The sequence below is a fragment of the Leptospirillum ferrooxidans C2-3 genome (assembly GCF_000284315.1).
Taxonomy (GTDB): domain Bacteria; phylum Nitrospirota; class Leptospirillia; order Leptospirillales; family Leptospirillaceae; genus Leptospirillum; species Leptospirillum ferrooxidans.
The window spans coordinates 2143960-2169099 of the sequence record NC_017094.1; the positions used below are offsets into that span (position 1 = coordinate 2143960).

General features: G+C 54.0%; 28 protein-coding genes. 1 reads left to right on the forward strand and 27 read right to left on the reverse strand.

What is annotated here, in order from left to right; all coding sequences use genetic code 11:
* Positions 1–82: 82 nt before the first annotated feature.
* From fliW to LFE_RS10885, 25 genes are all read right to left on the reverse strand, one after another.
* On the reverse strand, positions 83–541 hold the full coding sequence (fliW, locus tag LFE_RS10755) for a flagellar assembly protein FliW (protein WP_014450250.1): 459 nt from the start codon (positions 539–541) through the stop codon (positions 83–85).
* Positions 538–819 (reverse strand): carbon storage regulator CsrA, encoded by a 282-nt coding sequence (gene csrA / locus LFE_RS14575; protein WP_041774390.1) that lies wholly within the window; start codon positions 817–819, stop codon positions 538–540. The genes fliW and csrA overlap by 4 nt, the downstream gene beginning before the upstream one ends.
* Positions 820–843: 24 nt before the next feature.
* Positions 844–1782 carry a flagellin N-terminal helical domain-containing protein gene (locus LFE_RS10765; protein ID WP_014450252.1) on the reverse strand — a complete coding sequence of 313 codons (939 nt, stop codon included), beginning with the start codon at positions 1780–1782 and terminating at the stop codon, positions 844–846.
* A 35-nt stretch (positions 1783–1817) separates the two neighbouring features.
* On the reverse strand, positions 1818–3503 hold the full coding sequence (gene flgK, locus LFE_RS10770) for a flagellar hook-associated protein FlgK (protein ID WP_014450253.1): 1686 nt from the start codon (positions 3501–3503) through the stop codon (positions 1818–1820).
* A gap of 1 nt (position 3504) precedes the next feature.
* Entirely contained in the window at positions 3505–3948 is a 444-nt protein-coding gene (locus tag LFE_RS10775) for a flagellar export chaperone FlgN (protein WP_014450254.1), read from the reverse strand.
* Between the two features lie 63 nt (positions 3949–4011).
* Positions 4012–4368 carry a flagellar biosynthesis anti-sigma factor FlgM gene (flgM, locus tag LFE_RS13290; protein ID WP_014450255.1) on the reverse strand — a complete coding sequence of 119 codons (357 nt, stop codon included), beginning with the start codon at positions 4366–4368 and terminating at the stop codon, positions 4012–4014.
* Between the two features lie 113 nt (positions 4369–4481).
* Complete coding sequence (locus tag LFE_RS10785; RefSeq protein ID WP_014450256.1) at positions 4482–5342, reverse strand: flagellin N-terminal helical domain-containing protein; 861 nt, start codon at positions 5340–5342, stop codon at positions 4482–4484.
* Positions 5343–5367: 25 nt separating this feature from the next.
* Complete coding sequence (locus tag LFE_RS10790; RefSeq protein ID WP_014450257.1) at positions 5368–5766, reverse strand: rod-binding protein; 399 nt, start codon at positions 5764–5766, stop codon at positions 5368–5370.
* Positions 5763–6857, reverse strand: coding sequence for a flagellar basal body P-ring protein FlgI (locus LFE_RS10795; RefSeq protein ID WP_014450258.1), 1095 nt, complete (start codon positions 6855–6857; stop codon positions 5763–5765). The genes LFE_RS10790 and LFE_RS10795 overlap by 4 nt, the downstream gene beginning before the upstream one ends.
* Positions 6854–7396: a flagellar basal body L-ring protein FlgH gene (locus LFE_RS10800; protein WP_158310272.1), complete on the reverse strand. Its 543-nt coding sequence runs from the start codon at positions 7394–7396 to the stop codon at positions 6854–6856. The genes LFE_RS10795 and LFE_RS10800 overlap by 4 nt, the downstream gene beginning before the upstream one ends.
* A 131-nt stretch (positions 7397–7527) precedes the next feature.
* Complete coding sequence (locus tag LFE_RS10805; RefSeq protein WP_014450260.1) at positions 7528–8187, reverse strand: flagella basal body P-ring formation protein FlgA; 660 nt, start codon at positions 8185–8187, stop codon at positions 7528–7530.
* Between the two features lie 17 nt (positions 8188–8204).
* Entirely contained in the window at positions 8205–8990 is a 786-nt protein-coding gene (flgG, locus tag LFE_RS10810; RefSeq protein WP_014450261.1) for a flagellar basal-body rod protein FlgG, read from the reverse strand.
* 67 nt (positions 8991–9057) lie between these two features.
* A complete protein-coding gene (locus LFE_RS10815; protein WP_232502524.1) occupies positions 9058–9921 on the reverse strand; it encodes a flagellar hook-basal body protein in 864 nt (287 codons plus the stop codon).
* Positions 9922–10174: 253 nt separating this feature from the next.
* Positions 10175–11935 (reverse strand): exodeoxyribonuclease V subunit alpha, encoded by a 1761-nt coding sequence (gene recD, locus LFE_RS10825; RefSeq protein ID WP_014450263.1) that lies wholly within the window; start codon positions 11933–11935, stop codon positions 10175–10177.
* Positions 11922–12737 (reverse strand): fumarylacetoacetate hydrolase family protein, encoded by an 816-nt coding sequence (locus tag LFE_RS10830; protein WP_014450264.1) that lies wholly within the window; start codon positions 12735–12737, stop codon positions 11922–11924. Before LFE_RS10830 ends, recD begins: the two co-directional genes overlap by 14 nt.
* Complete coding sequence (dapB, locus tag LFE_RS10835) at positions 12734–13555, reverse strand: 4-hydroxy-tetrahydrodipicolinate reductase (RefSeq protein ID WP_014450265.1); 822 nt, start codon at positions 13553–13555, stop codon at positions 12734–12736. Before dapB ends, LFE_RS10830 begins: the two co-directional genes overlap by 4 nt.
* The gene (dapA, locus tag LFE_RS10840) at positions 13552–14439 is read right to left on the reverse strand and encodes a 4-hydroxy-tetrahydrodipicolinate synthase (protein ID WP_041774397.1); all 888 of its coding nucleotides are present in this window, start codon (positions 14437–14439) and stop codon (positions 13552–13554) included. The genes dapB and dapA overlap by 4 nt, the downstream gene beginning before the upstream one ends.
* Before the next feature lie 12 nt (positions 14440–14451).
* Entirely contained in the window at positions 14452–15006 is a 555-nt protein-coding gene (locus LFE_RS10845; RefSeq protein ID WP_014450267.1) for a hypothetical protein, read from the reverse strand.
* On the reverse strand, positions 15003–16247 hold the full coding sequence (lysA, locus tag LFE_RS10850; RefSeq protein WP_014450268.1) for a diaminopimelate decarboxylase: 1245 nt from the start codon (positions 16245–16247) through the stop codon (positions 15003–15005). Before lysA ends, LFE_RS10845 begins: the two co-directional genes overlap by 4 nt.
* Before the next feature lie 278 nt (positions 16248–16525).
* On the reverse strand, positions 16526–17929 hold the full coding sequence (argH, locus tag LFE_RS10860) for an argininosuccinate lyase (protein ID WP_041774401.1): 1404 nt from the start codon (positions 17927–17929) through the stop codon (positions 16526–16528).
* Positions 17929–19155 (reverse strand): argininosuccinate synthase, encoded by a 1227-nt coding sequence (locus LFE_RS10865; protein ID WP_014450270.1) that lies wholly within the window; start codon positions 19153–19155, stop codon positions 17929–17931. The genes argH and LFE_RS10865 overlap by 1 nt, the downstream gene beginning before the upstream one ends.
* Positions 19155–20084, reverse strand: a complete 930-nt coding sequence (gene argF / locus LFE_RS10870; protein WP_014450271.1) for an ornithine carbamoyltransferase — start codon at positions 20082–20084, stop codon at positions 19155–19157. The genes LFE_RS10865 and argF overlap by 1 nt, the downstream gene beginning before the upstream one ends.
* A 4-nt stretch (positions 20085–20088) precedes the next feature.
* Positions 20089–21330, reverse strand: a complete 1242-nt coding sequence (locus LFE_RS10875; RefSeq protein WP_014450272.1) for an aspartate aminotransferase family protein — start codon at positions 21328–21330, stop codon at positions 20089–20091.
* A gap of 22 nt (positions 21331–21352) precedes the next feature.
* Complete coding sequence (locus tag LFE_RS10880; RefSeq protein WP_014450273.1) at positions 21353–22420, reverse strand: potassium channel family protein; 1068 nt, start codon at positions 22418–22420, stop codon at positions 21353–21355.
* Positions 22377–23759: an MFS transporter gene (locus LFE_RS10885; protein ID WP_014450274.1), complete on the reverse strand. Its 1383-nt coding sequence runs from the start codon at positions 23757–23759 to the stop codon at positions 22377–22379. Before LFE_RS10885 ends, LFE_RS10880 begins: the two co-directional genes overlap by 44 nt.
* A gap of 14 nt (positions 23760–23773) precedes the next feature.
* Between LFE_RS10885 and LFE_RS14170 the strand changes: the two genes are divergently transcribed.
* Complete coding sequence (locus LFE_RS14170; RefSeq protein ID WP_041774403.1) at positions 23774–24196, forward strand: hypothetical protein; 423 nt, start codon at positions 23774–23776, stop codon at positions 24194–24196.
* Here LFE_RS14170 and LFE_RS14580 read toward each other — a convergent pair.
* Both LFE_RS14580 and LFE_RS10895 read right to left on the reverse strand, forming a co-directional pair.
* On the reverse strand, positions 24186–24311 hold the full coding sequence (locus tag LFE_RS14580) for a hypothetical protein (RefSeq protein WP_014450276.1): 126 nt from the start codon (positions 24309–24311) through the stop codon (positions 24186–24188). The genes LFE_RS14170 and LFE_RS14580 overlap by 11 nt on opposite strands.
* 189 nt (positions 24312–24500) lie before the next feature.
* Complete coding sequence (locus LFE_RS10895; RefSeq protein WP_148272633.1) at positions 24501–25055, reverse strand: hypothetical protein; 555 nt, start codon at positions 25053–25055, stop codon at positions 24501–24503.
* Between the last annotated feature and the right edge of the window lie 85 nt (positions 25056–25140).

Consider the following 25140-nt stretch of genomic DNA (forward strand, 5'->3'; position numbering starts at 1 on the left):
TCTATCCCGGAGTGCTTCCGCCCCGACGATTACTTGGGCGACTACCCCCTCCAGACTCTCTTCGGAGGATAGGAAAAATACTTTAGGAATCTCCGGATGCACCGGCGCTTTTCTCCTGTTCCCCCTTGAACAGGGGGAAACGGAGCCATCCGTCATCGTCAAAAAGAACAAACTGCTTCCCAGTGCGGTCCCCGGTCAGAACCACCAGAGGGCCCTGCAGATTGGCGGTCATTTCTTCCATATGCTCTCCCGGTATTGTCACAACCACCATAAGGCTCAGATCGCTTCCCAAAAACGCCTTGTCGGGCATAACGGCCAATACGCGGGAAGCGTAATCCGGAACCAGCTCGGAGGGGTCCATCACAACAAAGGCCAGGGAAGGTTCTTCCACGCTCTGGAGCCAGTAAAAGAGGCTGTTCTCGCCTGTTTCCAGAAGAAGATATCTCGTCAGTCCGGGAAATCCGAGAACGCCCTCGGGAAACGTAAGGACCCTTTCCGGATCGAGCGGGATGGTCCCGAATCGGGTTGTTTCGATTGTCATTTTCCTCCCTCCCCCGGGCTTTTTGGGGGATTATCTCCCGACCCTTTCTGTTTTTTTGCGTAGCGGCTGTTCAGAAGCTTCATCTGATCGGGCGTTGTTGTCGCCGCCTTTCGGTTCTCCTCCATGATCCGGTCAAAGACCTCATCCCTGTGGACGGACATCTCCGTCGGGGCTTCCACCCCAAGTCTCACGCTTCCACCCTTGACCTCGATCACAACGATGCGGATGCCATCGCCAATCGTGATCCCCTCACCGACCTTGCGCGTCAGGATTAAAATCTTTCACCTCCAGCCTGTAATCTGTCAGGAAAACAGGGCGTTTTGGGTATTTTGAATGATGTTTCTGGAGGCCTTTGTGGAGACCGCCAGAAGGTTCTGGTTCAGGGAGAGTTCCGAGACTGCCTTTGCGATATCCACATCCTCATTTTCGCTTTTCAGCGTCTTCAGGCTGATCTGATATCGCTCGAGACGATGAAGTGTCCGCCTGAGGGATCGCTCCCGTGTTCCAAGAACGGCGGCTTTTTCCGTAATCTGGTGGCTGGCATTTTCAAGGGAATCGATGGAGGAACGGATCCCCTGCGTGTCGTTTGATTGAAGCGCGTTGATAAATCTCCTCATGACCGGCAAAAGGCTTGTTCCTCCGGGATCGGAAACACTGTCCCCAAGCATCCGGGAGCCGACCTCGGAAACCCTCATAAGACCTGCCTCCCGAACACTCGATGTAAATCCCTGCTGGACGTAGGAACGGGAATCGTTTCCCTGATAGGCCACAGAAGCCGGGTGATTTTTGGGATCCGGAAACACAAACGGTTCGACCGTCACGTTTGTCCCCGAGAAAAGATACTGCTCCCCGGACTTCGTATTGGCAAGGGAGACGATCTGCTCGAGCACCCGGAGCATCTCCTGGGCTTCAACCCTGCGATTTTCTGGAACCATCGTATCGTTCGACATCCTGACGGCCATCGCCTTGGCATGGATCACAAGACTTCCCACCTGATCGAGGATGCTTTCCATCAACTGAAGCTTGACGACCCCCTCCCGAGCATTTTCCACAACCTGACGCGCCACCGCAAGAGTCCGGTTCACACGAAGCGATTCCCCCATACGCTCCGGAGCATCTCCCGGCTTTTCAAAACGCTTTCCGGACGAGATCTGGCGATCGACATCGTAGAGGTTCTCGATCGAGCGGTCGTGGGCGTCGACCACTTCCCGTCCGGTCATAAGCCCGGTCACCCGAATCATCTTCTCTCTCCCCCTGAGTTTTTCATCATGGACTCCTAAGCCTGATTCGGCAGGTGGACGAGAGTATCGAGAAGACGGTTCGTCATCTGCACAAGACTTGCAGAGGCCTGATAGGCCTTCTCGTACTGGATGATCCGGGCCGATTCGTCGGCGATGGAGACACCGGATACGGACATCCGCTGATTTTTCAACCCTTTTTCAATCACCATCTGGGCCTTGTAATTGTCTCTGGCCTCGCGAGACCATGAGCCGACCTGTGCCACTGTCTGGGAGTAGAAATCATGAAGCGTGGCCGTCCTGTCGGTTCCGGCAAAATGGACCCGATCGGACAACAGTCCAAAGAGATCATGGGCGTTCCGGTTGTCTCCCGCATTTTTCCCTTGGGAAACAGGATGTCTGGCCGCTGCAAGATCGGCCGGATCCTTGACCTCGACCTCCATCCCCAACGCCGCACCGGCAACGTCATTTCCTCCGGAAACATGAAATGTTCCTCCCGGGGATTTTCCGGAGGTCGTAATCCGGAGGGAATAGCCATCGACCTTGAGCGTTCCCGCCCCGCCGGAAATCTGGCTCGTTGCAACAACCGCGCCGGTCCGTCCGTCGGTCACAGTCACTTTTCCGGCAGAGACCGAAACGGTCAGCGGATGATCCGCGCGATTGGGTTCGACGGCATTGGCAACGACGGTGACGCCGCTCCCCTGACCGTCCTGGGTGACCGTGACTGTCGGGTGAAAGAAGTTGACCCCGGTGGCCCCTGAAAGTCCGTACCCCGACGCATGGACGGCATTCACATGGTTGATGACGGAGTGGGCAAGAATATCGAGATGTTGTTCAAGGTCCTTGATTTTCACATCCCTGACATTCAGGTATCCACCGATGGTCCCACCCTTGATCCGGTCGGTGATATCGATCGGTCCAGAGCCGGAATGGCCCGGAGGATCGATCAGGATCCGGACGGAGTCAGTCACAGGATCAATACGGGAGGAAAGAGTCCCGTTCTCCACATCCGATACCGAAATCTGGCCACCAAGGTGAAGCGTCATGGCCCCTTTCCGATCCTGGAAAAAATGGGCATTCAAGGCTTTTGAAACTTTGGCCGCCAGAACGGCCCTCTGGTCGATCAGGGTGTTGGGACTTTCTCCACCGGACTTCGCCTTGATGATCTGGCGATTCAGGGCAGCTATTTTCCCCAGGTCGACATTGACCCTGGCGACATCTTCCTGAACCATCTGACCAAGCCGGTCCCTCGACTGGGAATAGAGTCCCGCCATTTCATGAAAGTCCGTGGCCATGGTCTTTCCGCCGGAAATCAGGGAGGCACGGGCGGCACGGTCAAGAGGATGGTTCGCCACCGTTTCCCACGAACTCATGTAAGAAGACAGATGCTTGGCAAGACCCTGGGACTGGGCATTGGCAAAAAAGGAATCAATTTCTCCCAGGGAAATACGACTGGACTCATAAAATCCCAGCTTGGTCTTTTGCCGAATCATCTGATTGTCCAGGAACTGGTTCACCACACGCCGGACAGACTCACCCCGCACGCCGTTTCCGACCATGCCGGGAGATCCGTCACCCGGAACATTCTGGTCGAAGACCACCTCTTCCTGGGTATATCCGGGAGTATGGACATTCGCGATATTATTTCCGGCCGTTGAAAGTCCGGCCTGATTGGCCTCAATTCCTGAGGTGCCGATATTCAGGGTTCCCAGTATCCCGGACATGTCAGGTCCTCGTCGATACAAGGGTGGGGGCGGGAGATGAGACACCTCCCAGTCCACCCGAGGGGTTATAGGTATGGAACTGTCCCTGATCGGATGTCAGCGTCCGGACAAGGGAGGAAACAAGCTGACCGGATTCCTGGGCCAGAATCATGTTCACAGATGCCAGTTCGGACAGAAGGGAAAGTTCATGGCGCAAGGAGTGAAGATCGGAGAGATCGTCCCCTGTCAGGAGATCCGGGCGAAGGAGATGACGGACGTTTTCCCACTCCGAAAGCATCTCTGACAGGCGGTCCGATTGAAAGACCTTGTTTTCAACAACAGCCTCAAGCTCCGAAAGATCCGGAGAGACAAGACACTCCTGCTCGCGGACAAGACAGTCGACAACCACCCGGACCTGCCGGATGAGAAAGGAAAGACGTTCGGATAGGGGAATCTGACTGTCCATGTTTTCTCACCTTCCTGATCTGTCGGGGAACTCCGGAGAAAGATCCGGAAAGGACCCGACGGATCATCGCTTTCCGCGATTTTTGGCTTCACTGATGGCCTGTTCCACCATTTTCCGCAAAATGTCCCTGGCGGGAACATTGTATTCGCCCCGATGGATACGAGCTCTGAGTTCAATGACTTTTTCCATCCGGACAGAAGGCTCGCGATCGATCTGCTCGCGAATCTTTGCAACCTGACGGGCCGGACCGGAAATTACGACCATGTCCGTCTCGCCGGATGAGGACATTCCGGACTTTGAACCATCCACTTCTCTGGGAGAAGATACCCCCTCTGTGGCCGACTTTTTCTTCAGGGGCGCCGCATCCTGCCCCCCTGGAGCAGGTCCCTTGTTGCCGACCGAACCCCAATCCTCGCTCATCTCACAACCCTCCTATTCATAAACCACCTCATACGACTAATCGGTCAGGTTTAAGAAAAACTTTAGAGGAGGTGGACAAGGAGATCAATAGCTTTGCCAGCGTTTCGAAATCCCTAGGGAAGAAGCTTCAGTGCCGCCTGGGGAATCTGGTTCGCCTGGGACAGGACCGCCGTTCCGGACTGCTGAAGAATGCGGTCCCGCACGAATCGGGCTGTTTCCTTGGCAAAGTTCACATCCTTGATCTGGCTCTTCGAAGCAGCGACATTCACCAGTTCCGTATTCAGATTCCTGATGGTCCAGGTCATCCGGTCCTGAAAAGCGCCCAGCGTTCCCTGAATGGTGTTCAGCTCGGAAAGGGCACCGTCAATGGCGGAAATGGCGGACATCGCCATGGAGTAGCTCATGAGGGATGTGGCTCCGAGAGACATGATCAGGGTACTGTTCTGGTAAATACCCATGGCATCGGTACTGATGGAGGGAATCTTGACCAGAAGCCTGTTCGTGTCATCCGTTCCGGCGTCGATCTGGAAGATCAGACCGTTACTCATCGAGCCGTCAAGAACCTTCCTGCCATTGAAGTTGGTCACCATGGCCACCCGGTTGATTTCACTCATCAGATGCTGGTACTCGTTCTGGATCACCGAAAGGTTGTCCGGACTGTAGGTTCCGTTTGCCGCCTGAATTGCCAGGGACCTCATCTTGATCAGGATCTCGTTGTCGGTCAGAAGCGCACCGCCAACGGTCTGGATCAGCCCGGTCCCGTCGTTGGCATTCCTCACCGCCTGCTGGATCGACTTGATATAGCTTGTCATGACCTGTCCGATCGCATATCCGGCGGGATCGTCCGCAGGGGTGTTGACCCTGTATCCGCTGGACAGCCGATTGATGGAGCTGTTGAGGCGATCCTGTGTCTGGTTCAGATTGAACTGCGCTCCTAGACTTGCTGTATTGGTATTGATAACCATGCCGCTCATGCGTCAACCTCCCTGTTCGTGAGTTCTAAGCCACCACGTTGAATGAATCCCCGACTTTTCCCGCATCCACCGGTACAGGGGATTCATCCTGTCCCGACATTTCGTCGATCGCCTTTCCCGTTCCGGCCAATCCGGACATATTGGAAATGATCTCTTTTGCAACTCCGAGCCCCCCCGATCGGGCAAGATCCCTGGAAAGCTCACGCTGGTACATTTCCTCAGCGATCCCCATCCCCGGAGCCCTGTCCGGAAACCCGCTCCTGGGAACCGTTTTCCACATCTCCTTCACCATCATTCCAATCACGATGGATTCAAAGCGCGTCGCAGCCTGCCGAAGGGCCTTTTCTCGAGCGGGATCCACTTTCTCCCGGATCTGGACCATCCCTCCGTTTTTTTTTCCGCCAATATTCCCAAGGGAATTCATCCAATAACCCGAATCGTTGCATCCATGGCTCCGGCCTCCTTCAGTGCAAGCAAAATGGCAATCATATCCCTGGTCCCTGTCCCCAGCTGGTTTAACGCCCGAACAATGCTTCGCAATGTCACGGACCTCTCAACCCGGGAAAACCCGTTTCGTCCTGACGACTTGCCGCCAACCTTGACCGACAGGTTCTTCTGGGAGACCGCACAGGGGTAGACCCTTACACCACGCCCGATCACGATCGTTCCCGTTTCCTGATTGATGACAATGAGTGGACGTGAATCGGGAGTCACTTCGATCGAGAGGATTCTGGCCATGAATGCCACGACATTCCCCTCCTCCCCATCCGGAACCCGTACATCGACCGTTCCGGCATCCTCCGCTGTGGCCACCGACCCTGCAAAATCCGCGTTGATTCCCCGGACCACCCTGCTCGCCGTCAGGAAGCTTGGCTTGTCGAGATTGATCCAGAGGTGTTTGCGGCCGTTATAAACAACCGGAACATTGCGGACCACAAGGCCTCCATCGGAAAGGCGTCCTGATGTCGCCTGCGGCTTGTTTCCCTTCTTTGCTCCCCCGGCAGTGGCTCCTGCGGCCGCCGGCGTTTTCCGGATCTTGTCCGGCGCAGTCTCGATCACCCCCTGGGCGGTTGCGTAGATCTTTCCATCCGGTCCCTTCAGTGCCGACATCAATAACGTCCCTCCCGAAAGATCCGTGGCATCCCCTATGGAAGAGACACGGACGGTAAAACGACCGCCCAGACGGGTAAAGGGGGGCAGTTTTGCCGTCAGAAGAACCGCCGCAACATTGTGGCCGTGAATGCCGGACTGGAGCTCGGTCATGTTGACCCCAAGCCTTGAGAGGGTCGAGACCAGAGACTGCCGGGTAAAGGGAGAGAGCTTCGTGTCTCCCGTTCCCCGAAGCCCAACAATCAGTCCGTATCCGACAAGCGGGTTATCGGTGACACCTTCAACGTGGGCAATATCCTCAATTCGCAAAGCCAGGACCTGATCCGGAGAGGCCAGTGAAATGACAACCGTCATGATCAGACAAATGCCCAAAAACCAGGAAAGGACATTCCGGAGATTCTTCATTTCGCCCCTCCTCCCGCTCCTGCTTCAGGGGCAGTCGTCTTTTTGACCAGCTTGGTCGGTGGTGGAGATGACACCTTTGGAAGCGGTCTTGAGGCCGATTTCGGTTTTTCAAATGAGCTTTCCTTGATCGGCGAAGGGGTATCCAGACGATATTTCAGGTCCGAGATCTGACCCATCGAGACCGTATTTTTGGGACCGAGATCGGTTTCGTTCACCCAACCGGTAATGACATACCTGAGAACCTGTCTTTTCTCCCTGATCGTCTGTCTCACCATGATGAAAAGTCTTCCTCCCGGCAGTGTCCTGACCACAAACCCCGATAAAGTTGTCACCTTGTCCTGATCCATTCCCGGAAGCTTATTCTTCGGAGGAATGCTTACCAGTAGCAAATCCCCTGCCAAAAGAGCGTGATGATCACTGGCAAGGTCCATAAATCCATCTTCATCAGGTATCTGGCCGTCAAAAAACTCTCTCGTCACAACAGGAGACATGGGATGCGGAGCCGCATCGACCAGAACCGGCCTTGTTGTCTTTGTCACCGGGGTACACCCCTGTCCCAGAAGAAAAGAGCTCCAGAGGAGGAAAAAAATTCCCCCTCTTAAAAACCCGGAAAAGGTCCGTGATTCCCGATGAAGACCAGATCGAGACTGATTTGGGGAAAAGAGTGCCTTCATGGCAACTTTTCCCCTTCATTCCCGGAATCCATTTCCATACCTCCGGTCTTTTCCGATAAATCCGCCATTTCCACAACAATGCGGTCGGCACCGGAAACCTTTCCCCGAAGACGGGCTCCTGACCGGGAGTTGACCACCGTAACCATCTCCCCCATTCCGCCATCGTTTTGGGCGATTCCCGGCAGGGAGATTTCAAATCCTGAGCCCTTGGCCAAAATTCTCACCTCATCCCCGGAACGGACAAGATTCTCTTCAATCTCACCGCCTCCTGTGGACAGGATTTCCCTGGAGGAGACGTTCTTGGGGATCGAGGCGTCAAAATAAAGGACCTCGGAAATAATGGCCCCGTTCTGGACCTCCATCGCCATATGAATGACACCTGTAGACGAATCCATCGACTCCACCGTGACCCTACCTCCTGTGGGAGGGTCTCCATAGTCCTGAAAACTTCTGGGGGGATTTTTGAGAACCATCCGTCGACCGGAGGGAAGATGCAGGGCCTGTCGTGACATCTGGAGCAGAACATCCTGATTCACCGAGAATATCCCGGGCGATGACGGAGCGATCAGCGGATCCTGTCCCCAGGCCATCCCGGAAAAGAAAAGCACCGGCAGGATTCCTGCAACGATTCCGCAAAAAGCGTCTTGGCTCTTCATCCCACTCCTCCGTCCACTCACAGAGACGCCGTATATCCCAGCATCTGGTTGACCGTACGGATACCGGTGGCATCCATCTGGTATGCCCTCTGGCCAATCACCATATTGACAAGCTCTTCGGCGACATTGACGTTCGACGCCTCCAGAAATCCCGGCAAAAGATGGCCTGCCCCATTCACTCCGGGGTTTGACAACTGTGGAGCGCCGGAGGCCTGCGTTTCCATGTAAAGGTTGTTTCCCCTTGACTCAAGACCAGCGGGGTTTATGAACTGGGCCAAAACCAGCTGGCCGATTCTTGTTGGACGAATCTGGCCTGGAAGGTTGACGGTGATTTCCCCGTCACCGGAAATCGTGACCGTTTTGGCATTTGGCGGAATGCTGACGGGCGGGTCCACAAGCTGCCCGTCAGAGTTCACGAGCCGGCCTTTCCCGTCGATATTCAGGGTTCCATCCCTTGTGTAGGCGATTCTTCCGTCAGGGAGGCGGACCTGTAGAAATCCGTTCCCCTGGATCGCCACATCCAGAGGGGAGCCTGTTTGCCGGAAGGAGCCCTGGAGAAAAATCTTTTGCACAGACCCTGCGCGAACTCCGAGACCCACCTGGAGACCCGTTGGACTTTGATTTCCGAGAAGGCTCTGGGACTCGCCAGGAGGGACCATCGTCTGATACATCAGATCCTGAAAATTCGCCCGCTGGCGCTTGTATGCTGTGGTATTGACGTTTGCCATGTTATTGGTGATGACATCAAGATTGGTCTGCTGGGCTTCCATTCCGGAGGCTGCGTTCCAAAGTGCGCTGAACATCGAAAGGGCTCCTTCCAAGAAACCGGATCGTCAGGATCCGGAATCGCGGTGGGTGATTGAAAATCTGTCAGGCAATGATCGAAATATCGTTAACCGTCCGGTTTGTCAGCTCGTTCATGGCTTTCATCACCTGAACATGTGTCTGGAAAGCCCTCATCGCCTGGATCATCCGGACCATTTCGGCGGTTCCGTTCACATTCGAGGTTTCATATCCACCATCCATGACCCTGGGCTTGGCAACAGGATCGATTTTTCCCGATTGAAAAAGACCCTCCCCTATTTTTGAGAGGCTTTGCACCCCGTCCCTCGGCGTATAGATTCCAAGTTTCGCGACAAACTGATTTCCCTTGAAGAGAGATCCGTCAGCGCGAACACGGATGGTCAGATCCTTGCCACCAACGGGAAGTTTGACCGGCTCACCCTTTTGGTCAAGGACCTGATATCCCTCATGGGTCACAAGCCCACCGGTCTCATCCATCGTGAAGCGGCCATTTCGGGTCAGGAAGTCTCCCTTTGGGGTCGAGACATGAAAAAAACCGTCGCCGTTAATGGCCATGTCGAGAGGATTGCCGGTCTGGCGGATCATCCCCTGGCTATAGCGGACATGGATCCGGTCAACCCCCGAATGGGGGACATCCTGACCGGCCATTCCCCATGGATCCGGAAACTCTCCCCAGGGAGTGAGATTCGTTCCCGGCTGGGTCTCCGGCTTTTTGACCAGAAGCTCCTTGTGGGGCATATAAGTCTGAAATGTCACCCGGTCTTTCTTGAACCCGGGTGTATCCACATTGGCCAGATTGTTGGTGAGAACTTCCATCAACTGTTCTTGTCCCTGTGCTCCGGATACAAGTGCAAACTCTCCCTGCCTCATCCTGACCTCCTCTCCGATTCCAAAAACATTCCGGTGAGACAAAAGCAATATATATGCCAAATCCGTTTTCCCGTAGAAAAAGATCAGGCCTGGCAAGAGAAAATACGCGCCCGGATTTGGACGGATTCAAGGATTGGAGGAAGCACGGGAAGGCTATCGGCAAATTTTGCCTATTTCATCAGAGGGTCTTTTCGTCACCTTTTTGACGAGAGACTGGACTGTTTTGGATTTCAGAAACGGTGGCTTTGACTCTTGTCTTCAGGGAGGTTCAGTGTTTTGGGCTTCTCAGGATTTCAAAACGAAAGGGGGAATGTCAGACAATTGACGATGGGGACCATAAGAAGTCCCCCAGGGCAGAATGGCGGGTGGATTGATGGTGGACTCCTTCCAGGAAAACAGGGAAGTCACCCCAGACAACAAGGGACTCCCTGGCTCTGGTCACCGCCGTGTAAAGAAGCTCCCGTGTCAGAAAAGGGTGAAAGAGCCGGGGAAGAAGTAGATGGACCCTCGAGAACTCGGAGCCCTGACTTTTATGGACGGTCAGCGCCAGTGCACTCTCCCAGGGGGGAAGGATCTCGATGGGAACAGTCTTCTCCCCCCCTTCCCCCCTTGGAAAATAAACACGGCCGGGATCTCCCCACCAGGGAAAAGGAATGATGCCCACATCTCCGTTAGAAAGGTCAAGCTCACTGGAGTTTTTCAGGACAACCACCGGATGGCCCCGCTGACTTCGCTCAGGGGAACGACTGTAATTTGAAAAAAGAATCTGTCCGAGGTTCCTTGAGATTTCGACCACTCCCCTCTGTCCGTCTCGCAGTGGACTCAAAACGCCAAGACCGGAGAGGGCAAAAAAGGCTCCGGACAAGTCTTTTGCCTTCATATAAGGAGAAAAATCCCGGGTGACATCCTGATAAAAGTCTGCAAGCGACGCCCCTTGCCGAAAGACAACACCTGAAAGCGAATCGGGATCAAGGGGAGTCACGCCTCCGTCCCTGATCCAGCGGGACAATTGTCCCACACCGGAATCGCCACTGAACCTGTAGCTTTTTTTCAGAATTGCGATCGATCCGGAGATTCCTTCAGGAGATCCGGACAAAGATTCTTCCGGTTTTTTCAGAATTTCCCCAAAGACCGCTCCCGGAGCAACGGAGGAAAGCTGGCCAGGATCCCCCGAAAGGATCAGAATGGCTTCATCCGGCAATACCAAAAGGAGCTTGTCAAACAGGGACAGGTCCACCATCGACATTTCATCCACCACCAAAAGATCGACAGGAAGAGGCAAGGGGTTTTGCTCATGATCCCTTTTCGCCTGGGCGATCAATCTGTGGATCGTCATCGGCGAGGGAATTTTGGACAGATACTCCCGATCGTCCTGATCGGGAAGGTCCGGTAACAGCTTGGCGATCGATTCACCAAGACGTGCGGCAGCCTTCCCCGTCGGGGCAACAAGGGCGATTCTCTCGGGAGGGATGGACAACAGTGATGGACAACGGGACAGGATCCGGGAGAGTGCAGTCGTCTTTCCCGTTCCCGGACCTCCCGAAAGGATCAGAAGTTTTCGGTGAAAAACGATGTTTGCACATCTTCTGATGGTATTTTCCGGAGAAGCCTCCCCAAAGGCACGATCCAACAAAATCGATTTTGGGGACTCTCCCTCAAGGGAGTCTCTGAGGTTCGACCGGGTTGTCAGGTTCCTGGCGATCCGTTCCTCGAGTTCCCTGTAGCGAAGGAGCCAGACACGCTTTCCCTCACGGTCGAAAACGATCGGAAATGGAGCCTTTCGGGAACTCAGCCTAGAACAGGAGAGAAGGAAGACAGAAGAGTCGGGGTAGATCCCGGGACTGCCAGAACGTCCGGGAGGAACAGGCTTTCCCGCGAGCTTTTCAAGGTGACAAACCACATTGCCCTGTCTGCTTTCCAGAAGAAGGGTCGCGGCCAGGAGGCCAAAGAGATTCTCGTCTTCACGGTGGCCATTTCCATAAAGACGGACAAGCAGATCGGCAAAGCTGTTTTCCAGAATGCCGAAACCAGGTGAATTTCGTTCGGCGGACAGGATTCCGCTATCGCTCGGCAAGAGAAGGAAGACCTTCCCATGCGGGGGAAGAATCCCTCTCGACATGATTCTCGAGCGTGCCAACCCCTTCGAGCGTAATGGAAACCACGTCTCCCACAGAAAGCGGACCGACTCCTGACGGAGTTCCTGTCAAAATGACATCCCCGGGGTACAGCGTCATCACATGGCTGATGAAGGACAAGATTTCTGCCGGGGAAAAAATCATGCCGGAAGCACGGCCATCCTGACGGACAGAACCGTTCACACGGGTGATGATCTGGCGGTTGTCGGGCCTCCCCCCGACGAGGACCCATGGACCAAGGGGGCAGAAGGTATCAAAACTTTTGGCCCGCATATACTGGATATCCCTTCGCTGGAGATCTCTCGCCGTGACATCGTTGGCGATCGTGATGCCCAAAAGGCAGTCCAGTGCGTGATCGACGGAAAGGCCGCGAGATTTTTTTCCGACGACAAGGGCAATTTCTCCCTCAAAATCCACCCGGGACGACATGGATGGATGAAGGATTGCCCCCCCGTTCGCCAAAAGCGCGGAGGTGGCCTTCATGAAAATCAGCGGTTCAGATGGAATAGGCTTTCCCATCTCAAGGGCATGATTCTTGTCGTTTAGTCCAACGGCCACGATCTTCGTTGGAACAACGGGTGGCAGAAGGGTCACAGAATCCTTTGTCCGGATCTCTCCGGAGGGGAGGCGAAAGAGCTCCCCCCAAGAGAGAGCCTCCGCGGTAAGGGCCTTTCCGTCCACCAGGATTCTAGCCAGGAGAGATCCTTCAGCGAAGTTTTTGCCTTCCCACTCTATTGTCATTTTGCGATCCCCAGAACATCTTCCATCTGATAGAAGCCGGGCTTTTTCAAGGCGAGCCATCTGGCGGCTTCCACCGCTCCCCTGGCAAAGGTCTCACGGGAACTTGCCCGGTGTGTCAGCTCGAGACGTTCCCCCATTCCCAAAAAGTGAACCGTGTGATCTCCCACGACATCCCCGCCCCTGACAGCCATGATTCCGATTGTATCGGGAATACGCTCACCAACCATCCCCTCACGAGAATAGACACCCCGATCGGCCAGGTTTTCTCCTCTTCCCGAAGCCACCGCTTCCCCCAAAAACAGGGCTGTTCCGCTTGGTGCGTCTTTTTTCTTCTGGTGGTGAACCTCCACAATCTCGGCATCAAATCCGGGAAGTGCCCGAGAGACCTGACGGACGAGATGGGCCAGAAGATGAATGCCAAGACTCATGTTCGGAGCGAGCAAAAGGGGGATTTTCGCACTATGGGAGAAAAGCTCCTCCTTTTCCGGGGCGGAAAATCCGGTCGTTCCGATCACGAGCGGAACACCAGCCTCCGCAAAGAGTCTGGCGGTCGAAAGGGTTGAAGAGACATTTGTAAAATCGATTCCCACAATCGGCATCCCTTCGCCTGCTCCCCGACGGAGTTCCGAAACCGTCAGTTCACCACGACAATTGATCCCGGGATGAAAGGGTGCCGGTTTCCCCGAAAGAGGATCGGAAGACTCCACGATCGCTCCATGAAGAGAGACTCCGGACTCTCTGGAAAGAACCTGAAGGATCTCGCGCCCCATCCTGCCGGATGCTCCCACCATCACCACTCCGAGATCCGGTCGGGTCATTTGGATTCCTTTTTGAGAAGCCCCATGGCATCGAGCACCTTTGACAAAGACTGGGTGTTCCCGTCAGACATCGGCACAAGGGGAAGACGCATCTCATTGGACAGGATCCCCGAAAGCCCCATGGCGGTCTTGATCGGAATCGGGTTGGTTTCAAGACCCAGAGCCATATGAAGGGGGACAAGGGATTCGTGGACAAGTCTGGCCTTCTCCCATTCCCCCGCAAGACAAAGCTCGACAAGGTCCGCCATTTTCCGCGGCACAAGGTTCGCCGAGACCGAAATCACACCAGCTCCCCCGAGAGCCATCACAGGATAGGTCAGGAGATCATCGCCCGAATAAATCCCCATTTTTGAGCCGACTCGGGAAAAGAGTTCAATAATCTGGGACATTTGGCCACAGGCTTCTTTCACTCCGACAAAGGCCGCAATAGAGGACAGACGCTCGATCGTCTGGGGGGTGATGTTCACACCTGTTCGCACCGGCACATTGTATATGACCATAGGAATATCCACCGCCATGGCAAGAGCCTCATAATGGCGAAACAGACCTTCCTGTGTCGGACGGTTGTAGTAGGGGGTGATGACCAGCGCACCGTCGACACCGATTGCCATTGCCGATTTCGTGAGCCGGATGGCTTCATGGGTGCTGTTTGAGCCCGTTCCCGCCAGAACCTTGATCCGTCTGGCCGACTGCTCGACACAGATCGCGATCACCCGCTCATGTTCGGAGTGGTCAAGTGTCGCGGACTCCCCCGTCGTACCGGTCGGAACAAGCGCCGCCGTTCCCTCTTGAATGTGGAAATCCACAAGTCTCCTGAGGGCCGACTCATCAATTTTTCCCGCTTTGAACGGAGTCACCAATGCTACCATCGATCCGCTAAACAACACCTGACCCCCTTATTTTCCCGATGGACCAACCGGCAAACCCGGATCGGCCACATGATATTGCTCCATTACCGCCCGGGCATGGCTGACAAGATCCGACAATGATTCCGGTCGGATGCTCCCCGGATAGGACAGCAGCTCCTTGAACTCCGAACTGACCGAAATCACTTCGGTTGCCGGGATCTTCCCCTTACGCCCGGCATCGTAAAATGCATCCAGCGTTTTCACCACCGACCTTGCCTGGGCAGGCTTGTAAAGGATCGGCATACGGGAAACCAGCGCATGGTCCGTCACCCAGTTTCTCATATAAATGTATGTGAGAAAGTCCCCCCCCGTAAAGGTGATCAGAAAAAAGATCACAGGAATCGCCGAAACGATGAGAAGCGTCAGGAAACATCCCCGCCCCTCCTTCCTGTGGGGTGCCATCGGCGGATCGTCATCATCGTCGTCGTCATCGTCGTGCCAGATGATCTCGGGCTCTTTTGAAGCTGGTCCGACAGCCTGATCCCCCGCTCCGGGATGGTGGCCATCCGGAGTAGGGGGAGGAATTTCCTCTTTTTCACTCAACGCGCCGACTCCGAACGGATCAGGTCCTCATAGGTTTCCCGGGGACGAATGACCTCAAAGCGGTCACCGCTGACAAGAATCTCCGGAGGTCTTGGCCGGGCATTATAGTTTGAGGCCATCGCAAAACCATAGGCCCCGGCACTCATGACCGAAACCAGATCTCCCGCCTTGATCGGAGGAAGATCCCTGTCCTGGACCAGAAAGTCTCCGGTTTCGCAGACAGGCCCCACGAGATCGGCCTTGACGGAGGCTCCTTCACGAACACGAATCGGCCAAAGATCGTGGAAGGCTCCATAGAGGGAGGGGCGGATCAGGTCGTTCATTCCCGCGTCCCCGATGTAGAAGGTCTTTACTTCGGTCTTTTTGACGTAGAGAACCTGCGTCACCAGAATTCCGGAGTTTCCGACAATGGATCTTCCTGGCTCCAGGATGATCCCCTGGGAGGGATCCTTGACCCTTGAGAGGATTTCCCGGCTGATATCCCCTGGCGTCGGAACCTTTTCATCATCGTATCGGATCCCGAGTCCACCACCAACGTCCAGCCATGAGATCCCGATCCCTTTTTCCTTGAGCGCTTCCGAAAAAGCGATCATCCGCGTAAAAGAATCCCGAAAGGGAGCAATCTGCGTCAACTGGGAGCCGATATGCTGGTGGATACCGGTCAGACGGATTCCCGGAAGCTTCGATGCGCGCAGATACTCGGCAAGTGCCTCTTTTACCGGAACCCCGAATTTGCTTTTCTTGAGTCCGGTGGAGATATAGGGATGAGTTTGTGGATCGACATCCGGATTGACCCTCAGGGCGACGTTGGCGGTAACGCCCATCCGGGAGGCCACCTTCGATAAAGTGTCGAGCTCCATGGAGGATTCGACGTTGAACATCAGGATTCCCGCCTCAAGGGCTTCTTTCATTTCCTGCTCGGTTTTTCCGACACCGGCAAAAACGATCCTATCGGGGGGTATACCGGCCTTCATGGCCCGGAACAGTTCTCCACCGGAGACAACATCAGCACCTGAACCCTTTTTCCCAAGAAGCGAAAGGATCGACAGATTGCCGTTAGCTTTCATCGCATAGGCAATGACCGTTTTATGGGATGAAAAAGCCTCCTGATAGGACGCATAGCTGTCGCTGATGGCGCGCTCGCTATAAATATACGCGGGAGATCCCACCTCCCGGATGATTTTCTCGACAGGGACCGACTCTACATAGAGCTCACCATTTTCATAATGAAACTGCTTCACGAAAAACCTCCACGAACATCCGGTTGATATTGTTGTTGGAATCATTCCAAAAATCTTCTTGAGCAAAAAACTGAACAGGTGCCGCCCTGATTACTCGGAGTCAGGATGGTCCGGCTGATTGGGTCCGGCCGCCGGAGCCGGTTCCTTGTCGATCGCCCTGGGTTTTTCGGGCGGAGTCGAGCCGGGTGGGATCGGCACCCCCGCCACCCCGCATCCGGATAACAACAAAGTCGCGAGAAAGACCCCCAAAACCCGGAAAAAAAGCCCACCCCCCGGAATCACCGGAATTCAGCCAAAATCGAGCGGATGGCTGAGATGCGTTCCAGAACCCTCTCTCTGGCCGGTCCACCCGGATGATTCCTTCTCGAAACAGCCATTTCCGGTGTCAGGCATTTGGCATAGCCTTTCGGAAAACCCTCATAAAATCGGGAGAGATCTTCATCGGACATCTCCGAAAGGGACAAGCCAAGCTTGTCCGAATGAGCTACGATCCTGCCCACGATCGCGTGGGCCTCCCTGAAGGGAACACCCATTCTGACAAGATCCTCAGCCATATCTGTTGCCAGGAGCCCACCGGAGGAAAGCCTGGAACGAAGCTTTTCCTCTTTAAGACGGGCCTGCCCGCAAAGCGATGTCATCATCGAGACAGCTCGTTTCCCCACTGAAACAGCGTCAAAAAGCTGCTCCTTGTCCTCCTGAAGATCCCGATTATATCCACCGGGAAGAGCCTTCAAAAGGGTCATGAGAGAAACATAATCCCCCAGAACGCGGCCTGCGCGTCCTCTGGTCAACTCAAGGATATCGGGATTTTTTTTCTGGGGCATCATACTCGATCCCGTCATGTAGCGGTCCGGAATCTCGAGGACGGAAAATTCGCTTGTCGACCAAAGGATCCACTCTTCAGCCCACTGGGACAGGTGGACCATCAAAAGGGAAAGCGCATGCAGGAAATCCGCGGCGAAGTCCCTGTCCGAAACAGCATCGAGTCCATTTCCGGTAATCCCCTGAAGCCCCAGAAGATCGGCCACATAATGGCGGTCGATGGGGAAGGTCGTTCCCGCCAGAGCTCCCGACCCCAGAGGAGAAATCCCCGCGCGTCGTCGGACATCCTTCACCCGGTCCAGATCCCGCAAGAGACGTTCGGCATGGCAAAGATAATAATAGCCTCCCGTGATGGGCTGGGCCGGCTGGAGATGGGTATAGCCCGGCATCAGAAGGTCCACCCCCCCCTCGGCCTTTTCAAGAATCACATCAAGGAGATCCCTCAAAAGTCCCACAAGGGCACTGGCCTCGTCCACTACATAAAGCCTCAGGTCGAGAGCCACCTGATCATTCCGGCTTCTTGCCGTATGGAGCTTGTGTGCCGGGGTTCCGATCTTTTCAAAAAGCCGTCGCTCGATATTCATGTGGATATCTTCAAGTTCCGGACGAACGGGAAAGGTCCCCTTTTCAAATTCTTCGGCGATCTCCGAAAGTCCAAGGAGAATCGCATCCCCTTCTTCTCCGGTCAGAATGCCGACTTTGACAAGCATTTTCGCATGGGCGCCGGAACCCCTGATATCCTGGCGCCAGAGGGTCTGATCGAAGGAGATGGACTCGGTGTAAGCCAGAACTTCCTCATCTGTCGCCTCCTGGAATCGGCCACCCCAAGGCTTGTCGGGAAGAGGAGCCCCCTTTTCCATCAAAACTCACCTCCTCCGACCTGATCCGAATACAGCTTCAGCCTCAAGGCGAGAATATTGATGAATCCTCCCGCATCCGCCTGGCGATAGACACCATCCTTTTCAAAGGTTGCAAGATCTTTTCGATAAAGGCTATAGGGCGAGCGGCGACCAAGGACCCTGACAGAACCCTTGGACAGGAGAAGACGGACATCTCCGGTAACCCGCTCCTGGGTTTTCTTGACCAGGGACCACAAGGCTTCTTTTTCGGGGCTGAACCAGTATCCGTTGTAAATGAGGTTCGCAATTCGGGGAACAAGGGACGCCTTGAGGTTCAGAACTTCTCGATCGAGGGTCAATGTCTCGAGTGCCCTGTGCGCCGCATGGAGAATGGTTCCTCCCGGTGTTTCGTAGACACCTCTCGATTTCATACCCACATACCGGCTTTCCACCAGGTCGACCCTTCCGATCCCGTGCTCACCTCCCAGCCGGTTCACCTCGGTCAGGAGTGTCACTGGATCAAGGATATTTCCGTTGATCGCAAAAGGAATGCCTTTCTCGAATGAAACAATCACTTCCGCTGGCTGGTCGGGGGCATTCACCGGATTGACCGTCAGGGAGAAAATTTCCTCGGGGGGAGCCATCCACGGATCCTCCAGGATTCCTCCCTCATAGCTTGTATGAAGAAGATTCCTGTCGATGGAATAAGGTTTCTCAAGCGTTGCCTGAATGGGAATCCGATGTTTTTTCGCATAATGGATCAGATCGGAACGGGACTCCATCGTCCATTCCCGCCAGGGAGCGATGACTTTCACTTTAGGATCAAAATAGGCATAGGCCATTTCAAATCGGACCTGGTCGTTCCCTTTTCCGGTGGCTCCATGGGCAACGGCATCGGCTCCCGTCAAGCGGCAAATTTCCATCTGGGCCTTGGCGATAAGCGGACGGGCAATCGATGTTCCCAAAAGATAGCCGTCCTCATAGATCGCACCTGCCTGAATCATCGGAAAGACAAAATCCGAAACAAATTCCGCCCTCAAATCGCGAACATAGACCTCGGATGCCCCTGTCGCCTCGGCTTTCCCGCGAATCTCCTCAAGATCCTCTCCCTGACCGAGATCGGCGCAAAAAGCGACGACCGAACATCCGTATGTCTCCTTGAGCCATGTAATGATCACCGAGGTATCAAGCCCACCGGAATAGGCCAGAACAACTTTCAGTGGACGGTTTGCACCATGTTTTTCCATTAAGAATCCTTTCCCAAACAGAACAGCATGACAGCTTTCTGCAGATAGAGTCTGTACTGGGCCTGAAGGAACACCCTTGACTGTGGTCCATCGATGGCTGAAGCCGTAATTTCAAGCCCGCGATAGGCAGGAAGGCAATGAAAGATGACCGCTTTCGGATCCGCGACCTGGAGGATTCCCTCATTGATCTGATATCCCGCAAACTCAAGTTCACGGATGGATTTTTCCCCCTCCTGCCCCATGCTGGTCCAGACATCCGTGTAGAGAAGCATTGCCTGTTCGGAGGCCAGGAGAGGATCTTCGAGCCAGCGGACGAATCCCCCGTTTTTCCGGGCACGTTCATCGCTCATTCTGAGGATCTCGGTATCCGGGCGGTATTCCCTTGGGGTCGACACCGTCATCTTTGCCCCAAAAAGCGCCGCCGCCTCCATCAGGGAATGGGCCATATTATTACCGTCCCCGATATAGGTCACAGGGAGCCCCCGAAGTTCAGAGAAAAGCTCCCGGGCATAAGCAAAGTCCGAAAGAGCCTGGCAGGGGTGATGGAGATCGGTAAGCCCATTGATGACAGGAACCGGACAGTACTCGGCAAACCGTTCGATCCGGTCATGGCCAAAGGTTCTCATGATCACAAGATCGAGATACCCCCCGACGACTCGGGCAGTATCTTCCACCGATTCTCCCCTTGAGAGCTGGGAATCTGTTCCGAGAAAGAGAGTGTCACCGCCCATCTGGTGGACGCCGGCTTCAAAGGAAAGCCGGGTTCTTGTCGAGGCCTTCTCAAAGATCAGACCCACTGTCTGCCGGCGAAGCATATTCTCGAAAAGTTCGGGATTTTTTTTGATCCGGACGGAAAAATCCAGAAGGTATGCGGCGGACTCCTCCGAGAGATCCGCAAGCTGGAGAAAAGATCTGGTTCCTTTTTTCAATAGATTACCCTTTCAGAGCCGGAGATCGTTCCAGAATCCGGTCAAACACGTTCAAAAACTGGTCCATCTCGTCATATCCGACCGAAACAGGCGGCAAGAGACGGACAACATCATCAGACAGTCCTGTGGCATTGACAAGGACATGGCTTTCCAGAAACTGGTTCTTCATCTCTTTTGCCGAACTGGAAACTCTTACTCCCACCATAAAACCAAAACCCCGGATCTCCAGAATCTTTCCTTTGTGGCGGCTGGACAGCTCGGAAAGCCCCTTCCAGAGATAGTCCGACATCACACCGATCCTCGTAGGCAAAAAATCCTCATCGTAGAGAGATTTCAACAAGGCCAATCCGGCGGCACAGGAGACCGGATTTCCCCCGAAGGTGGAGCCGTGGGATCCCGGAGGAAGGAATGTGGACAGATGTTCCGTCGTCAAGAGCGCCCCCAATGGAAGTCCCCCACCAAGAGCCTTTGAGGCCACCAGAATATCCGGCACGATCCCGTACAGCTCATGGGCGAAAAGGGCGCCGGTTCTCCCCATTCCGGTCTGGATCTCGTCAAGGATCAACAGGATCCCTTCCTGATGGGTCCAATGCCTCAGATCCCTCATGAACTCTTTCGTTGCCGGGATGACGCCAATCTCTCCCTGCACAGGCTCAACAACAACAGCCACTGTCCGATCGGTTTTCTGGGAAATCACATGATCCATGTCATTGTAACGGGCATAGGAAAAGCCTTCAGGCAAAGGACCAAAGCCTTCCCGGACCTTTTGTTGTCCGGTCATGGTCATCGCGCCGAGCGTCCTTCCATGGAAACTGTTTTCCATGGAAATGATCTCAAAGCGACCGCGCGGATTCCCGAAACGCCGGGCTAGCTTGAGGGCTGCCTCAATGGCCTCTGTCCCGGAATTGGAAAAGAAAACCCGGTCCGCAAAGGTTTTCTCGACAAGCATCTCGGCAAGCTCAATGGCGGGAATATTATAGTAGAGATTGGAGGTATGGGTGACTCTCTGCGCCTGTTTCTGAATAGCATGAACAATGGACGGGTAGGAATGGCCCAAGACATGGATCGCGATCCCCCCCAGGAAATCGAGGTAACCATCACCCCTTGTGTCGAAAAGGAAGCTTCCTTTTCCCTTTTCGAAAACCAGACTCTCCCTGGAATAGTTTCCCAGTAGCACTCGCGCCCCCCGTTCAACCCAGGATCCCTGCCCGATTGGCGATGACGTTTTCATTTTGGAAGTATTCATCAATTTTTTCCTTGGAAGATCATCAGATGGCTGCCATTCCAGAAAGCTCCATCGCGATCCGGTCAAGCTCCAGTCGTTCCCCGATCATCACCATCTGGTCCCCCGCTGACAGGATTGTTTCAGCACTGGGAAGCATCAGGGCCGATTCCCCCGATTTCAGGATCGCAACCACATGGCTTTTGATCATGAGACTCCGGGAGAACCGCTCGACGGTCATTCCGATAAAAGGAGAGTTCTGGGGAACCGGAATTTCTTCAAGTGCCAAACCTGTGTCCCCCTTCCCCGCAATGATGTCGATGACATCCAGAAGCGTTGGCCTCGTCAGGGCAAGAATCATCCGGTGGCTTCCAAGCGCAAAAGGAGACACTACTTTCGTCGCTCCAGCCCTCAGGAGCTTCGATTCTGCCTTGGGATCTGTCGCCATCGCAATGATCGTCATATCCGGATTTTCAAGACGGGAGCTCATCGTCACATAAACCGATTCGGCTGGCCGCGATGTGAGCGTCACCAGAAGGGATCTGGCCCTGATCACACCAGCTTGCCGGAGAACCTCTTCATCCGCCGCATTTCCACTCAGGACCAGATAGCCCTTGGCAATGGCCTCCTGAACATTGACAGGATTTTCCTCGATGACCAGAAAGGGAATGTTCCGGACATGAAGTCCTTCGGATACGAGTGATCCAATTTTTCCATACCCGCAAACAATAATGTGGTCCTTGAGCGCGGCTATTTTCCGGTCCATCCGCCGGCCTCCCAGCAATTTGTAGACATGACCCTCAAGAACCAGTTCACTCAGCGTGGCAATCGCATAACCAACTGTGCCGACACCGGTGACAATCAGAATGATTGTAAAGTATTCGCCCCTGACATCCAGATGATGGACAGTCTGGTATCCGACGGTAGACAACGTGATGACAGACATGAAGAGGGCATCGCTAAACGACCACCCTTCAAGCTCCATATAGCCACCGGTTCCCAGTCCCAACAAAAGGAGAAGAACTCCGATAGCGATATAGAGCCGCTGGAGGGGCTCCAGGGAGCCTTGATCAGACGTTTGCACCAGTCGAGGAATGTCGGGCTGATTCAACATGCCCGGCAACCTCCTCCCGGGTCATGGCCGAACTGAGATACTTCACCCAGAGAACGCCGGTCCCTTCAAAATACCGGCAATCCACAACACCCTTCATTCCATCAAGCGTCAATACCAAAGGAGTGATCCTGGACGGATCGACAACAACATTTTCTTCAAAAACTTCCAGATGGTTTGGATCCGTCAGTCCTCGAGCATAAAAGAACCAGAAAAGAGAGAGAAGCAAAAGGCCACCGAAGAGCGTCTTTTCGGAAAGAGAGACCAGGATTCCTCCTGAGAGGCCCCCTGCAAACGCCCCCATGAACTGGCTCATGCTGAACACTCCAGAAGAGGTTCCTCGGGTCTTGTGTTTGGCAAACCTCGTCATGATCGATGGCATGATGGGTTCGAGAAGGTTAAATCCGATGAAAAAGATCGTCAGGCCTGTAATGAGTCCGGCCTTTGAATGATAGCCGAACAGAAAGACCACAAAGCTCACCACGATCAGAGCGATGGAGAACAAAAACATTTTCTTCAGTTTTTTCTTCTTTTCCGCATAGATCATCCCCGGGACCATCAGAAAGAGTCCCGAGAGAATCACAGGCAAATAGACATGCCAGAGATTTTTTTCGGGAATGAAGCGGGAGAGCAAAATAGGGAAGGCCACAAAAACGGACGTGAGTGATGCATGGAGAATAAAAACAGAGAAATCCAGCCGTATGAGGGAAGGATTGGAAAGGACCTTTCCCAGATCCTTGACCGAAAGCCCCATTGTGTTTTTAACGTGTGCGGGAGGATTGGGAACAATCACGTACAAAATCAGAATGGCCAGAAGAGAAAGGACTCCGGTCATCCAGAAAAGTGCCCCGACATCGTAATGTGCTGCCACAATCGGTCCGACGATCATCCCGACAGCAAAGGCAAGACCGATCGACATACCGATACCCGCCATCGCCCTGGTCCGAACCTCTTCCCGTGTCAGGTCGGCCATCAGGGCGGTGATCACCGAAGCAACGGCGCCGGAGCCCTGCAAAAGACGTCCTACCAAAAGGACTCCGATCGAATGGGCCATGGCTGCAATGATCGATCCGGCCGCAAAGATCAAAAGACCGATGACAATAACCGGCTTTCGTCCTATCCGGTCGGAAAGGGTCCCGAACGGAACCTGCAGAAGCGCTTGAGTCAACCCATAGCCGCCAAGGGCAAGACCAAGCCATACCGGATCCGCACCCGGAAGTTTTTTGGCATACAGGCTCAGGACAGGGAGCACAATGAACAGGCCAAACATGCGTGTGGCGTAAATCAGCGAAAGCCCCATAAGGGCCTTCTTCTCAACAGGGTTCATCTCTTCAGACTTCATGAAATTCCTCTATATTGATTGATCGGGAGGTTCAAGGCACGGCATTTATATGGCTCAGGCTTGTATTTTCACCCAACAGGAAGGTCTCCGGCAAGACCCCGGGGAAAGGGAAATCACTTTCCGAGCGATCATACCAAAAACTCGAGCCCAAAAAGGAAATCAAGGAAGGAGAATGGTTGATTCAGCAGATCCCGGCAAGAAAGATTTTCGAAGGAGCTTCCCCATTGAGGCTTGAAACAGGAGCAGTAGTGTGGGATTTAAAGGAGTCATGCCCCAGGATACCCCACAACATCGAAAAAAGAAGGAGGGCAAAGAACAAGACGACACCTGCAAGCATGAAGAAAACAGGCTTTGAGTCCACATACATCTTTCGTATGTTATTGAAGATACTCATCTCATACCTTTGCCCAACCCGGATCGGTCACCTTAACTGTTGAAGTAGATAGACTTGATGACGGCGTACCAACCAAGAACGATCACACTGGCCACTCCGATCAGAAGTGCCCACTCAAATCCACCCCAGTTTCCAACGGTCAGAACATGGCTTGTCATTGTTGAAACTCCTTATATGTATGAAAACATTTGAAAATGGCTCCCATCAACTGTCCGATGGAGCCCCGGCTGAAAAACTCGGGGGTGGATCAATCCCCGAAAAGTCCAGACACATTTTAGAGACTATCACACTACAGAACAACTTGGAAACATCCAGCTACTTGATGTTCAGTTCAGTCCCGGATACACCTATTTTGAAGAGTCTCCGGAAGAGAGCTTCCCATTCGCCTTGCTGACGTCCTTCTGAAAGGTCTGTGTTGCGTCGCCCAATGCTTTCACGTAAGCATCAACAGCTTTTTTGACCTCTTTTTGCCGCTCACGAAAGTCGCTCGATATCGTCTTGGCGTAGTTGGCGACAGCAGCCTTGATGGAAGTCGTTACCTGCTCACCCATCGACCCGCCAGTTTCAGCAAGCTTGTTCTTGATATCATTGATGGTCCCGGTCACATGGCGGCTTGCCACGGCTGTCTTCCTCGCGTACAGTGCATCCGCTTTCCTCTTGTTTTCGAGGTAAGCTTTTCTGGCATTGGCAACCGCCTGATGGTACCTTGCCTCAGCCCGGGCAATGGCGCTGTCGTATCGATCATTCAAGGGCCGGCTTTCATCATTGTCGCTTTGTGCCAAAGCGACTTCAGGAGAAAGTCCTAAACCGGACGGGTATCCGGAAACCTGAGACAGAAAAATGGCCAATCCGAATCCGAATGCTGCTCCAAGCCGTCTTTTTGAATCCAAGAAAGACCTCATTGATTCCCCCTTTTTGAAGAGTAAAAAATCAAAGAACGCAATAATCCCGGGAACCATCATAGCATGGTTGCCCAATCGAATGAAT